The 14,282-nt window shown below is 47.9% G+C and carries 12 protein-coding genes and 1 tRNA gene; 4 read left to right on the top strand and 9 right to left on the bottom strand.

Annotation, left to right across the window (positions count from 1 at the left end):
* Positions 1 to 44: 44 nt before the first annotated feature.
* Entirely contained in the window at positions 45 to 1,724 is a 1,680-nt protein-coding gene (locus tag AC3IRK_RS03120) for a formate--tetrahydrofolate ligase (protein WP_131504232.1), read from the top strand.
* Positions 1,725 to 1,734: 10 nt separating this feature from the next.
* A complete protein-coding gene (locus tag AC3IRK_RS03115; protein ID WP_131973622.1) occupies positions 1,735 to 2,706 on the top strand; it encodes an alpha/beta fold hydrolase in 972 nt (323 codons plus the stop codon).
* A 46-nt stretch (positions 2,707 to 2,752) separates the two neighbouring features.
* On the opposite strand, the gene AC3IRK_RS03110 is transcribed toward AC3IRK_RS03115, so the two are convergent.
* Both AC3IRK_RS03110 and AC3IRK_RS03105 read right to left on the bottom strand, forming a co-directional pair.
* On the bottom strand, positions 2,753 to 3,172 hold the full coding sequence (locus tag AC3IRK_RS03110; RefSeq protein WP_131504234.1) for a hypothetical protein: 420 nt from the start codon (positions 3,170 to 3,172) through the stop codon (positions 2,753 to 2,755).
* Positions 3,169 to 3,714 carry an imm11 family protein gene (locus AC3IRK_RS03105; RefSeq protein WP_247858179.1) on the bottom strand — a complete coding sequence of 182 codons (546 nt, stop codon included), beginning with the start codon at positions 3,712 to 3,714 and terminating at the stop codon, positions 3,169 to 3,171. Before AC3IRK_RS03105 ends, AC3IRK_RS03110 begins: the two co-directional genes overlap by 4 nt.
* A gap of 172 nt (positions 3,715 to 3,886) precedes the next feature.
* Between AC3IRK_RS03105 and AC3IRK_RS03100 the strand changes: the two genes are divergently transcribed.
* Positions 3,887 to 3,960 (top strand) — tRNA-Gly (locus AC3IRK_RS03100).
* A 170-nt stretch (positions 3,961 to 4,130) separates the two neighbouring features.
* Positions 4,131 to 4,940: an MBL fold metallo-hydrolase gene (locus AC3IRK_RS03095; protein ID WP_131504235.1), complete on the top strand. Its 810-nt coding sequence runs from the start codon at positions 4,131 to 4,133 to the stop codon at positions 4,938 to 4,940.
* A 51-nt stretch (positions 4,941 to 4,991) separates the two neighbouring features.
* Here the strand turns inward: AC3IRK_RS03095 and argF are convergent, their stop codons facing one another.
* The 7 genes from argF to argC are packed head-to-tail and all read right to left on the bottom strand — an operon-like array spanning position 4,992 to position 14,139.
* Positions 4,992 to 5,930 carry an ornithine carbamoyltransferase gene (argF, locus tag AC3IRK_RS03090; RefSeq protein WP_131504236.1) on the bottom strand — a complete coding sequence of 313 codons (939 nt, stop codon included), beginning with the start codon at positions 5,928 to 5,930 and terminating at the stop codon, positions 4,992 to 4,994.
* Positions 5,927 to 8,959 carry a carbamoyl-phosphate synthase (glutamine-hydrolyzing) large subunit gene (gene carB, locus AC3IRK_RS03085; RefSeq protein ID WP_131504237.1) on the bottom strand — a complete coding sequence of 1,011 codons (3,033 nt, stop codon included), beginning with the start codon at positions 8,957 to 8,959 and terminating at the stop codon, positions 5,927 to 5,929. The genes argF and carB overlap by 4 nt, the downstream gene beginning before the upstream one ends.
* On the bottom strand, positions 8,946 to 10,001 hold the full coding sequence (locus AC3IRK_RS03080) for a carbamoyl phosphate synthase small subunit (RefSeq protein ID WP_489170391.1): 1,056 nt from the start codon (positions 9,999 to 10,001) through the stop codon (positions 8,946 to 8,948). Before AC3IRK_RS03080 ends, carB begins: the two co-directional genes overlap by 14 nt.
* Entirely contained in the window at positions 9,998 to 11,140 is a 1,143-nt protein-coding gene (gene argD, locus AC3IRK_RS03075) for an acetylornithine transaminase (protein WP_489170390.1), read from the bottom strand. The genes AC3IRK_RS03080 and argD overlap by 4 nt, the downstream gene beginning before the upstream one ends.
* Entirely contained in the window at positions 11,106 to 11,879 is a 774-nt protein-coding gene (gene argB / locus AC3IRK_RS03070) for an acetylglutamate kinase (protein ID WP_489170389.1), read from the bottom strand. The genes argD and argB overlap by 35 nt, the downstream gene beginning before the upstream one ends.
* Positions 11,876 to 13,093: a bifunctional glutamate N-acetyltransferase/amino-acid acetyltransferase ArgJ gene (gene argJ, locus AC3IRK_RS03065; RefSeq protein ID WP_304999554.1), complete on the bottom strand. Its 1,218-nt coding sequence runs from the start codon at positions 13,091 to 13,093 to the stop codon at positions 11,876 to 11,878. Before argJ ends, argB begins: the two co-directional genes overlap by 4 nt.
* 14 nt (positions 13,094 to 13,107) lie before the next feature.
* Positions 13,108 to 14,139, bottom strand: a complete 1,032-nt coding sequence (gene argC, locus AC3IRK_RS03060) for an N-acetyl-gamma-glutamyl-phosphate reductase (protein WP_131504242.1) — start codon at positions 14,137 to 14,139, stop codon at positions 13,108 to 13,110.
* Positions 14,140 to 14,282 lie beyond the last annotated feature (143 nt).

Below are 14,282 nucleotides of genomic sequence, written 5' to 3'. Positions count from 1 at the left end.
TTAAGGAAATATAGAGAAATTCATCTTGAGAGGAAGATTACGCCATGGAAAAAACGATTCGTTCTGATCTAGAAATTGCCCAACAAACCATTCTGCGCCCCATCTCCGAAATTGCTAAACATATTGGATTAACCGATGCGGATTATGATACGTACGGAAAATACAAAGCGAAGTTGACGGACGGATTAGTTAAACGATTGGCGACGAAGACGGATGGAAAACTGATTCTTGTCACGGCGATCAATCCGACGGCTGCCGGCGAAGGAAAATCGACAGTGACGGTCGGACTTGGTCAAGCATTGCATCGCCTCAATCATAAGACGATGATCTGTTTACGCGAACCATCACTTGGACCAACGATGGGGTTGAAAGGCGGAGCGTGCGGTGGCGGTTACAGCCAAGTCTTGCCGATGGAAGAAATTAACCTTCATTTTACAGGCGATATGCATGCCATCACGTCAGCCCACAATACAATCAGTGCCCTGCTCGATAATCATCTTCATCAAGGGAATGACTTAGGAATTGATCCTCGTCGGGTCACTTGGAAACGTGTCCTCGATCTCAATGACCGGGCCTTGCGACAAATCACGATCGGACTGGGTGGACCGGCTCATGGCGTTCCGCGTCAAGATGGGTTTGATATCACGGTCGCTTCGGAAATCATGGCTGTTCTCTGCCTCGCCGATTCCATCACGGATTTAGAAGAACGGATCAGCCGGATTGTCGTCGCCTATTCGTATGATCAACAACCGGTTACAGTTCAGGATATCGAAGCTGCCGGTGCTGCGACGTTACTTTTAAAAGAAGCCTTCCGCCCAAATCTTGTCCAGACGGTCGAAGGCACACCGGCTTTAATCCATGGCGGTCCGTTCGCAAATATTGCCCACGGTTGTAACTCGCTGATTGCGACACGTACTGCCTTGAAGCTGAGTGATTATGTCGTCACGGAAGCCGGATTCGGAGCAGATCTCGGAGCAGAAAAATTCTTTAACATTAAATCCAGAATTGGCAATCTGCATCCGGATGCGGTTGTCGTCGTTGCGACTGTCCGTGCGTTGAAAATGCATGGCGGGGTTGCAAAGGATCAATTGGCGGAAGAAAATTTATCCGCTTTAGTCGAAGGACTGGCTTTACTCGAGAAGCACGTTGAAACAATGGATTTGTTCGGCGTGCCGGCCGTTGTCGCCTTGAATCGTTTCGCAAGCGATACCGATACGGAGCGCGAGACGGTGCTCGAATGGTGCCGTGAACGCAAGATCCGCGTCGCTGAAAGCGAAGTCTTCAGCCAAGGGGGAGCCGGTGGAGAAGCACTGGCGGAGCAGGTCTTTGAGGCTTTGGAGGAAGAGAGTCAGTTTACTCCGCTTTATCCGGCCGAACTGCCGCTGACACAAAAAATCGAACGGATTGCTAAACGAGTATATGGTGCAGCAGATGTGCATTTCGAAGAAAAGGCATTACGTGAGCTTGAGCGTTGCACCGAGCAGGGACTGGGACATCTGCCGATCTGTATGGCAAAAACACCTTTCTCATTGACGGATGATCCAAGCAAGTACGGACGTGTCGAAGGATTTACGATTACTGTCCGCGAAATCAAACCATCCATCGGTGCGGGGTTCATCGTCGCCTTGACCGGGAATGTATTAACCATGCCGGGTTTACCGAAAACACCAGCTGCCAATAAGATGGGAATTTCTGAAGACGGAACAATATACGGACTTTCTTAATCAGGGAAGGATGATAGATGTGACAATCGACCATACACACTGGATTGCATCAGACGGCTACACGACGACGATGCATCTGTTAGAAGCTACCGCTCCGAAAGGGGTCGTCATTGTTTTTCACGGAATGATGGAGCACGGTGCGCGCTACCAAGAGTTTGCAGAGTTCCTCTATGCCCACCACTACCATACGATCATTCCGGATGTGCGTTGTTTTGGCACACGCGCACAACAGCTGGACTCCCTTGGGCATTTGGAGCCAAATCATGGTTTTGCGCAATTGATGCAGGATGCTGAAGAACTGGTTTACGATATCAAAGATCGTTATCCGGATTTACCGATTTTCGTGTTTGGCCACAGTTTTGGTTCACTCATTTCAAGACGCCTTGGCCAAACACTCGGACACGAGTTGGCAGGGGTCATCGCAAGTGGTCCTCCGACAGACAATGGTTTACTCGGCACCGTCAGTCAAAAAATTGTCGGACGACTGATCGAACAAACTTCTTCTCAACATCCGGCAGAAGGACTCAGTAAGCTAATTTTCGGTCGGTATAACTTACGTTTCTTCCCGGCACTCTCTTCGAATGCCTGGTTATCCTCCGATCCTCAATCCGTCGTACGTTACGATGAAGATCCTCTATCGGGGCAAACCGTCACACTCGGCTTTTTTAACGAATTACTGTCGGCGACCAAATCCGTCAACTCACTGGCTTATCTGTATCAACATCCGCGTCATTTACCGTTGCTGCTGATAGCCGGGGAAGATGACCCGGTCGCATTCGACGGCAAAGGAATTCATGCCCTGTTTGATGCCTACAACCGGGTTCGTGTCGAAGGGGTGCAACTCACGGTCTACCGTGGATTGCGGCATGAGTTATTCCACGAGTTTGAGCGGATCCGTGTTTTTGCGGATATCGCAGGTTGGCTGAACAAGCAGATCGGCTCACATCCGCTTTCTTCACTGCGGAAACAAGGACATCCATAATGAACAAAAGCGAGGTGCCCTCAATTGAGGGCACTTCGCTTTTGTATTAGTGAATCCAGTTCAATGATAAGATCATCGCTTCAATTTCTTCCAATTCCAGTGACTCACGATCTGCAGAATACGTTAATAGAACAAGTCGTTCTCCGTCTGAATATGCATAAATCCGGATGAAGACCTCCTCTTCTTTCCCGTCTACAGCAAGAAGTGCTTCTTTGGAAGAATTCCGACGTGCTTCAAGTGGTCCAGTCAGTTCAATACCAAACTCTTCCACCAATAAGTTGATTTCCTGTTCTGCCGCTTCAAAAGGTGTCAGTTCTTCTGCATCCGACTCGTAGATGGATAACTGTAACGTCCCCATCGCATTTTCTTCCGTCGAATAAAAACTAACGAATGTTTCCTCTTCTTGGTATTCAAACGTTTTTGGATATTGCAGTGTAATCCAATTATCGACCGTGTACTGTTTCATATAATTTCCTCCATTCGATTTATCTCGTCAAAATGTATGCCTGTCACGGCTAGTTGCTGGAAACACCGTGCTAGCGTATCCGAGAGGAAAATACGTTCCGTACGTTCATCCCGCAAGATGTGGTGGGGACCAAGCGATGTACTGATGATTCGCTCCGTCATGAAGTAGACTTGTTTTTTCCGAAGAGTGCGGAAAATTTCCGTCTTATGTAGATGTTCCACCCGTCTTACCGCTAGAATATTGATGAGATAGTAATTGATGAGTCCCGTTCGTGTCTTCAGCTGGACACGAAGACATTGGACGGAAAACGGTGTCAGCCGCTCCAATATCTGTTTCATCCGTTCAGATACTAAGGGGATCCTCAATTCGTTCGGAAGCACGTCCGGTAGCATATCTGCATCCTGTTCGATTGAAAAGGCAAGTAAGCTTGCGTTAAGAAACCACTCTCCTGTCGTGAAGCGATAACGATCGATTTGATGGTGACATGTCGCCATCCATCCTTTTCCCATCAGCTGTTCGCTCCAAACTCGAACTTTGTTCACCAGTCATTCGCTCCTCTTTCCATCCTCAGCCACTCACTCTCGTTACAGGAAGCTCATGTAAACGATTTAGCTCTTATTATTGTACACATAAAATCGAAAGAATTACCTTTTTTCATAAAAGTTATGGAAATAAACGCTTTGCTATGCTACTATATTTCATGTAGTCACTTTTGCGGGTGTAGTTTAGTGGTAAAACCTCAGCCTTCCAAGCTGATGATGAGAGTTCGATTCTCTTCACCCGCTCCAATTTATGACATAACATAGGTCAACGACACATAGGTCAACGACTTTTATGCCCTCGAGGGCGGACGGCTTGCAATTTGCAAGCCGTCTTTTGTTGTCTCCAGGATACATTCCGTCTGCTTTCGGGTATAGTTCGGTATAAAACGTTACTACAAGAAAAGAGGAGGACTGTCATGATTCAAATGAAAATGCCCGGTGTCACGGTCTACCAAAGTACATTAATGAAAACGACCTCGACCTTGATTGAGACACCCGACTGTCTGATCGTCGTTGATCCGGGCTGGTTACCGGATGAAATCGCAACAATCCGCCGCGATGTGGAAATCATCCGACACGACCGTCCTCTTTATATTGTGTATACACATGCCCATTTCGATCATATATTAGGTGCCTATGCTTTCAAAGATGCGATCGCGATCGCGTCTCGCCGCTTTGTGGATGTGAACCGGACGGCAGCACTGGAAGAAGTCCAAAATTTTAATGACGAATACTATATCGAGTCCCCTGTCCTTTTTCCGAATATTACACACGTCATCGAGGAGTCCGAAACGACGTTGACGATCGGTAAAACCAAACTGATGTTTTTCCTGACTCCCGGTCATGAATCTACTCACTTATCGTTCGTGGTGATGCCGCTCCATATCCTCGTCTGTGGTGACTATGCATCCGACGTCGAAATTCCTTTGATTGAACACGATTCGGGTGAATATTTAACAACGCTTGAATTGCTTGAATCGTTCATTTATGAGTATGAGGTAAAGCTACTTATTCCAGGACACGGTCATATTTGTGACGTTCGCACGGAAATGATTGAACGCCTTCATTTGAGTTACGACTACATCTTAGCCTTACGTGCACATAAGGAGTCGGACTGGTCGCCCTCATGGCAGCGAACGTCCTTCATGGGGCGGTTGCACGAAAAAAATAAACGGCAGATTACAAAAGAACAGACTGAGCAGCTCGCCCGGCGTCAATACGATTAAAACAAAAGACAGACTGTGTTCCTTATCGGAACCAACAGTCTGTCTTTTCGCTTAGTCCATTACTCCAATCAATTCGATCATTAATGCTTTTTGAGCATGGAGCCGGTTTTCCGCCTGGTCAAATACAAGTGAGTGACTGCCGTCAATGACTTCTGCCGTCACTTCTTCCCCGCGATGTGCCGGAAGACAGTGCAGGAAAATCACATCGTCAGCAGCTGTCATCAACAACGCTTGATTGACTTGATATCCTTGGAATGCTTTCAGACGATCTGCCGACTCTTCTTCTTGTCCCATGCTGGCAAATACATCACTGTAGATGACATCTGCACCCGCAACCGCTTGAACAGGATCCGTATATTGTTCGATTCGGCCGCCTGACTTTTGTGCCAGTACTTTTGCTTGATCGATAATCGTTTGATCCGGTGCATAGGCGGCCGGACTGCAAATTCGAACTGTCATTCCACTTAACGCTCCTCCTAAAAGCAGCGAATGTGCCATGTTGTTTCCATCTCCAACATAAGCGAGTATCTTGCCTTGACGTTGACCAAAATGTTCTTCGATCGTCAGTAAATCAGCTAACACCTGACACGGATGATGAAGGTCAGTCAATCCGTTGATAATTGGAATTGTCCCGTGTGCCGCTAACGTCTCGACCGTTTCATGGGCAAAGGTCCGAATCATCAAGGCGTCAACATAACGGCTCATGACTTGAATCGTATCGCTGAGAGATTCTCCGCGACCGATTTGCATATCCGATCCGTTTAAGACGACCGGATATCCCCCTAATTCGACGACACCGACTTCAAAAGAAATCCGTGTGCGCGTCGATGCTTTTTCAAACAGCAAAGCAACTTTTTTTCCTGCAAGTGTTTGAGCATAAGTCGCAGGAGAGGCTTTGACGGCCTTCGCCAGTTCCAGCAACTCAGTCAGTCCTTCTGCGGTCAACTCTTCCAGTGTCAGCAAATGTTTTAATCGTTGTGTTGTCGTCATTGGATCGGCTCCTTTTGTTTCGTCCATTCGGCTAACCGTTTCACGGTACACATCGGTATAGCTTGGACGGATTCAAAATAGTGGGCAAGATGTTCTTCAGTAATGACAATCGCTCCCTGAGCAAGTGCTTTTTCCCGTTGTATCCGTTCCTCTTCCGCCTTTGAGAAGAACACGAGACACGTATCAAACTCGGTATCCTGCTCTAGTTCCTCTCCGTCCGACCATGTGTGGGTTCCCGCTCCACAGATACGACGTGTGCGTTTCGACATCGCGGCTTTCGTCGTCTGATCGAAGACGAACCGTTCTTTGGCAAATCCCGCTTCCGTCCACTGTAACGTTTCTCCGGTTGAACGCATGACAGGACCTGTCATCGGATCAACCCCACGTAACTTCAATGTTGAAAAAACCGGCGTCTTGACGGCATGAAACGGCAATGTCAATCGAGCAGTCGGCAAGGCATCGACCTGCATCCCGATGGCTGCTTGAACAGCCCATTCAAGCAACGGTTGTCCCGTCACCTTCGAGACGATCGGTAACGTCCGTGATGCGCGGGGATTAATCTCGAGCACATAGATCGTTTGATCTTTGACGACAAACTGAATATTGAAGGCCCCTTGGTAATCCAAGTGTTGACCGATTGTTTGCGCAATCCGTTCAATCTCGTCCTGTAAGTCTGCCGAAGCTGAAACCGGGGGTAAAATCATCGTTGAATCACCCGAATGAACACCGGCGGCTTCAATTTGTTCCATGATGACCGGTACGTACGTCGTTGTCTTGTCTGAAATGCAGTCGACTTCGAACTCTTGTCCTTCGATGTACGCATCCACCAGGATCGGAAATGCGATTTCCGGCAATAATTTCTCTAAATCGCTTGCTGTCGTTAAACGATGCATTCCTTTTCCGCCAATGACGTACGATGGACGAATCATCAACGGATAACCAAGTTTTTGTACGACTGCTGTCAGCTCTTCAGGGTTTGAAACTTCTTGACCCGGTATGCGGTCAATCTGTAACCGGTCCAAAAACTGATAAAAACGATCACGGTCTTCCATCTCGTCAATTGTGTCTGCCGTCGTCCCTAACAGCTGGTAACCCAGCTGTTCGAGCCCGGCTGCCAGTGTGATGGCGGTCTGTCCGCCGAACTGGACAAGCACCTGCTGACATTGCTCTGCTTCCAGGACATGCACAACATCTTCAATCGTCAACGGTTCGACGTAAAGACGATCCGCGACCTCAAAGTCGGTCGAAACGGTTTCCGGATTATTGTTGATCATAATCGTTTCATAACCGGCTTGCTGCAAGGCACGGACGGCATGGACCGAGCAGTAGTCAAACTCGATTCCCTGTCCGATCCGAATCGGTCCGGCCCCGAGGACAGCAACTTTCTTCCGGCTGGATGGCGTGACTTCCGTCCGGCCGGACCAACTGCCGTAAAAGTACGGCGTCAGACTTGAAAATTCTGCTCCACAGGTATCAATCATTTGAAAACTGGGCTGAATTAGAAAGGAACGGCGTTGTTGCTGGACGACTTCCACCGGTACATCGGCAATCTGCGCAATCTGCCGGTCGGTAAATCCGAAGCGTTTTGCTTGTTGCAGCGATTCTTTTAAATTCAAATCCAACGTTTCCTGCATCAGAATCAAAGTCTCGAGCGTCGTGATGAACAATGACTGGATTTGTGTTTTTTCAGCTAACTCGTTGTGTGTCGTCGCCTGTCGGTCCAGCAATGCCAACATCGCTAACAATCGGCGGTCCGTGATTTGGCTGACTTCCTGCCATAATACATCCGTTTCGGCCTCTTTCATCCAGCCCGGATACAACGGGGCTTGTTCGATTCCGGCACCGCGCCATGCTTTTTGTAAGGCTTCCTCGAGTGTCTTCCCCATCGCCATACTTTCTCCGGTCGCCTTCATCTGCGTACCGAGTGTGCGGTCACTTACAGGGAAAAGATCAAACGGGAAACAAGGAACTTTAGCTGTGACATAATCCAGGACTGGTTCGAAACTGGCCATCGTTTCTTTCGTCACCGGATTGATGCAATCATCGAGACGCTCACCGAGTGCAAGACGGGTCGCTAATTTCGCAATCGGGTAACCCGTTGCTTTTGAAGCTAAAGCCGAAGAACGGCTGACCCGGGGATTCACCTCAATGACATAGTACGTCTGTTCTGTCGGATGGATTGCAAATTGGATATTACATCCCCCAACGACACCGAGCGCTGAAACGATTTCCCGTGATGCCGTCCGTAAGGTTTGATTCATTTGATCGGATATCGATTGGATGGGTGCGAAGACGACAGAATCTCCCGTGTGCACACCGACCGGATCGATATTCTCCATGTTGCAGACGATGATCGTCGTATCAAAAGCATCCCGCATCACTTCGTACTCGACTTCTTTATAACCGGCAATGCTGGCTTCGACGAGACATTGTGAAATCGGGCTGGCCTGAAGTCCATTCGCTGCAAGTTTGCGGGCATCTGCTTTCGTTTGAGCAATACCGCCCCCGGTTCCTCCTAGCGTAAATGCAGGACGGACAACAAGCGGGACTCCTGCCTTTTCCATGAATCCTTCCAGTTCTTCCAGTGTCTCAATCGTTTGACTGATCGGGAGCGGTTGATTCAGTTCCAGCATCCGTTGTTTAAACCGTTCGCGGTCTTCGCCGTCCCGGATCGTCTCAAGTGATGTTCCCAGCAGTTCGACTTGATACTGCTCAAGCACTCCCGCCTCTTCGAGTGATAAAGCAAGATTTAAAGCGGTTTGTCCCCCAACTGTCGCTAATAAATGGGTCGGTCGCTCACGTTTGATAATGGCAGTCGCTTTTTCAAGCGTCATTGCTTCGATATAGATATGATCCGCTGTTGATGGATCCGTCATGATCGTAGCCGGATTCGAATTCATCAACATGACCTCGCATCCCGCTTCCCGAAGTGTTTGACATGCCTGTGTACCCGAGTAATCAAATTCTGCTGCTTGACCAATCACGATCGGGCCTGATCCGATGACCAGGACTTTTTTATGTTCCTGCATATGCTACCTCCTGCTTTAAGATGCTCGTCACGAATTGATCAAATATCACCATTGCCTCCAGTGGACCGGGATGGGCTTCCGGGTGAAACTGAACTGTCAAGATAGGGTGTGTCGGATGAAACAGCCCTTCGATTGAACCATCGTTGATATGCTCATATGCGACATTCAATTCAGATTTCCGGACACTGCCCGCCTGGACAACATACCCGTGATTTTGTGATGTCATGAAGACACGTCCGGTCTTTACCTGACGGACAGGATGATTGGCTCCACGATGACCGTGATGCTGTTTTTCGATTTGACAACCAAAAGATTTCGCAATCAGTTGATGCCCCATACAGATGCCGAGCGTCGGATAGGCAAGCGCCAGTTCCTTGATTTCAGGAATCAAATGATCGAGCTGACTCGGATTTCCCGGTCCATTTGAGAAAAGCAGACCATCGGGTTGCAATGCGTCGATGACCGACTTCGGTGTATCAAACGGAACGACCGTCACTTTCATCCGACGTACCTGCAACGCCTCAATCATCGATTTTTTAACCCCGTAGTCGAGACAGACGATATGTCCGGCTTCGTGATTAGTTTGATAAGTTTCCGGCTGTTTCGTCGAGACGGCCGCAATCAAGTTCGACTGTTTCTGAACAGGTGAGGCGTCGCTTGTGATCGTACCGATTTGATCACCATGATTGCGCAAATGATGGACCAGTGCCCGCGTATCGACTTGAGTCAAAACCGGTACATCCGATGCTGCCAACCAATCAGCCAAGTCCGACCGTAATCCGTTGTTCGCCAATGTCTGAACAATTACGCCCGATACTTGAATCTGGCAACTTTCTGAATCCTGCTCTGAAATGCCATATTGTCCGATGAGGGGATACGTAAAAACAATGATTTGTCCCCGGTAGGAAGGATCGGTTAACACTTCTTGATAACCGGTCATTCCCGTGAAAAATACGACCTCTCCTTGAACGGACGAAGTGCCCATGAACTCACCGGGATATACTTGCCCATCCGCTAATTTTAATGCCCCTAACGCTTTCACATCATGACCTCCTGTTGACATACTGACTTGATCTTTTCGACAGCCGTATCGAGTTCCGATTCCGTAACGAACAAAGATGGTAACAATCGAATGACATTTGATCCCGCACTGACGACGAGCATTCCGGATTGTTGCAACGCCGAGATCAGCGGTGAGACCGGTTCATGAAATTCAACCCCAATCATCAATCCACGTCCGCGGATGTCCCGAACCATCGTTTTCGGCAATTGAGCGAGTTGTTGCATCAAATAAAGTCCTTTTAGTTGAACTTGTTTCATTTGCTGATCGTTTAACAATAAATCCAGTGTCGCTTCTGCCGCCGCCATCGCCAATGGATTCCCTCCGAATGTCGACCCGTGGGTACCCGGTGTGAAAATGGCCGTCGCTTCCGGTGTCGTGATGATTGCTCCGACCGGGAATCCACTTCCGAGACCTTTTGCCACGGTAATGATATCCGGCTTTAACGGCGTCTGCTCAAAGGCGAAACGCGATCCGGTGCGTCCGATACCTGTCTGTACTTCATCGATGACTACTTTCACATCAAACTTCCGAACTCTCTCCATCAACGCTTCTAACCAGGCATTTCCCGCTACGATTACCCCGCCTTCTCCTTGAATCACTTCAAGCCAGACGGCAGCAGTTTGGTCCGTGATCATTTCAAGGCTGTCGAAATCGTTAAAAGTCAGATGCTTAAAATCCGGAACCATCTCTCCGAACCCGGCTTTAATTTTGTCTTGACCCGTTGCTCCCATCATGGCGAAGGTTCTTCCGTGGAAGGACTGACTAAACGTCAGGATTTCTTTTTTCTGCGTCCATTTTCGAATCAGCTTAAATGCCCCTTCATTCGCTTCTGTCCCACTGTTGCAAAAGAAGACATGGCTCAAATGACTGTTTTCGGTCAACATCGCTGCGACTCGTTCCTGTTTACTGCTGACGAATAAATTAGACGTATGCCATAATTTTTGCAGTTGTTCCTGTAATGCCTGTTCCACATGAGGATGACGATGACCGGTGTTACAGACGGCAATTCCCATCATGAAATCCAGGTAGGTTTTACCTGTCGTATCCTTGACGAACGATCCCTTCCCTTCGACTAATTCAATATCATGACGTAAATACGTTGGTAGTAAAGCGCTCATTGGTTTCCTCCTTAATCCGTGTCCCTCGGCTCGTCACGTCGTGTCCAGAACGAATCTTGACCTGATGTATCCCTTGTCGGACCGCTTCGATGACGGCTTCGACTTTCGGAATCATTCCACCATCGATTTCCGCCGATCCGATGCCCGCCTCCAGTTCTGAAACTGTCACCTCTGTCTGAAACGTTCCATTCAGCCTGACACCGGATACATCTGTCAGTAATTCGAATTCATCGACAGCCAGCCCTGCCGCTAAAGCAACCGCACACGTGTCTCCATTACAATTCAACGTTCCTTCCATCCCTGTAATCAAAGAGGTGACGACAGGGATGAATCCCGATTCCATCAGTGTCATAAACAACTTCGGATCAATCTGCGTCACTTCTCCGACTGCTCCGAACGCCGGTTGCTGTTTTCCGCGAATACTGGCTCCGTCAATTCCCGTCAAACCGATTGCCGGCAGTCCATTTTCATTCAAGGTGTAGACGATTTTGGATTGCACTTCTCCTCCAAGCACCCGTTCCGCTCCCAGAAGAACTGCTTCTGTCGTCATCCGAATACCATTTTTGAATTCGGCTTTGATATTCATGTCCTGACAATAGGCCGATAAAGCCGGACCACCGCCATGGAGGATAATCAATTCATTTTTCTTAGCAAGCCACTGATTCCATTCTTCGTAATAACGCGGATCCAATTGTTCAAAGATACTTCCACCCAGTTTGATTAATTTACGTTTCGTCATGTCCGGTAGCTCGCATTGATTTTGATGTAGTCATACGTCAAGTCACAACCAAATGCATAGCCACTGGCAGGTCCTTGATTTAAATGTACTTCGATTTCAACAACCTCTTGTGCGAGTTCTCGCGACGCTAACGATTCATCAAATAAAATCGGCATACTGTGACGCAGGACCCACTGAGAACCGATACGGATATCAATTTGTCCGACATCAATCGGTTCATCAATGCTGCCGACAGCTGCAATGATACGTCCCCAGTTCGCATCTTCACCAAAAATCGCTGTTTTCACGAGTGAAGATCCTACGATCTGTTTGGCAATTTTCCGGGCAGTCCATTCATTCGCCGTACCATGGACGTTGACTTCAATCAGCTTCGTCGCACCTTCACCATCACGTGCAATTTGTTTCGCTAAGTCCTGGCATACTTCCTCAACTGCTTGTTGGAATTGTGCCAGTTCGTCTGTTCCCGGTTGGAGTGACTGTGATTGTGCGGCCCCGCTCGCAAGAATCATCACCATGTCATTCGTCGAGCTGTCACCATCGACGGTGATACAGTTAAAAGTCCGGTTGACTGCAGATTTCAAGGTATCCTGTAATAACGGAGAAGGAATTGAGGCATCGGTCGTTAAAAATCCAAGCATCGTTGCCATATTCGGATGAATCATCCCCGAACCCTTCGCAACCCCGCAGACCGAAACCAGTTCTCCATTTAACCAGACTTGGCGCCCGGCTGTTTTCGTACCTGTATCGGTCGTCAAAATAGCCAGTGCAAAATCATCGGCTTTCTCTTCGCCTTTCTCCGGCTGCAACTGTTCGATTCCTTGAAGTAACGTATCGATGGCGAGCGGTTGTCCGATGATACCGGTCGAAGCGATGACAACGTGTTCCTGAGCCAATTGAAACTGCTCGGCAACAGCTTGTTGCGAAGCATATGCATGTTCGAGTCCGAGTTGACCTGTACAGGCATTGGCATTCCCGCTGTTGACTAAAACGGCATGTACCTTTCCGCCTGATGTTGCCATCGCCTGTTTCGTCACCGTAATCGGTGCTGCCTGGACCTGATTGGTCGTGTAGACCGCTGCAGCATCGGCACCCGCTTCACATATTAAAAGTGCTAAATCTTTCCGTTTACGTCTAAGTCCGACATGGATTCCTGTCGCTTTAAATCCTTTTGGTGTCGTCACGGTTAATGGTGATGTCAGTTGTATATTCAACATAGTCATGGTCCCCTCTATATAAAGAATGGCTGTTGTGTCAGACCGAGCGTTTCTGGATATCCACTAATCAAGTTCGCATTTTGGATTGCTTGTCCGGCTGCGCCTTTTTGCATGTTATCCAGGACGGATACGACCGTCAGTCTTCCTGTACGCGTATCCAGGTAAACCGAAAGATCACAGTAGTTGCTTCCGGCTGCCGATTTGATTTCCGGATCGGCTTGTCCGACGCGGATAAATGGTTCTTCTTTATATTTTTCACTGAACCATGTTCGCCACTGCGCTTCCGTTTTTTCGACAAGAGGCTGTAACGTCATCGTCGCCATGATCCCGCGATTGAGCGGTACTAGATAAGTCGCGAGAGACACAGTGATTTTGTGTCCGGTAATCTCTTCAGCAATGGATTCAATTTCCGGAATGTGTTGATGATGATTCATTTTGTACAATCTGACATTTTCACTCGACCGGACATGGTGTGTTTGTTCCGTCAACGTTTTTCCTGCACCTGATAATCCAGAGCTTGCATGAATGATGATTTGCGACGGATCAATTACGTGTTCTTCTAATAATGGGAGTAATCCAAGTAAGATGGCCGTTGCATAACAACCGGGATTGGCAATCAAACGACTGTCCTTAATCTGATCCCGCTTCCATTCCGTCAGTCCGTAGGTTGCTTTTTTTTGAAGGTCCGAATCGACTCCTTCATGGGGATACCATTCTTCATACAATGCTTTTTCAAGACGTAAGTCTCCACTCAAGTCGATGACTGTTCCTTTCCAGTCATGTAACTGTTTTAGATATTTAGTAGAAATTCCACTTGGCGTTGCTAAAAATAAAAGATCGGTTTCAACTGCTTCAATCTGTTCCAATGAGAAAGCTGTCAGTACCGGAAACTGTTTTTTATTCATAAAACTGTATAACTGATTCATTTCCTGATCGGTCTGCGAATCGCTGATCAAGGAGACGATTTCTAAATGAGGATGTAATTCAATCAGTCGTATCAGCTCAATCGCAGCATATCCGGTCGCACCTACAATCGTACATTTCATGATGGAAACTCCTTTGCCGTTAAATGATAACTCGATTTAAACATATGTATATTTATGCTGTCAAATGTATTTTTATTTATTTTGAACATAAAAAAAAGGCTTTGATCAATGACATCGTGGTAGATGTGACTGATCAAAGCCTT

This window comes from Exiguobacterium sp. GL_137 (genome assembly GCF_057834585.1).
The sequence above is the reverse complement of the archived record's forward strand: the minus strand, read 5'-3'. Positions and strand labels throughout refer to the sequence as shown.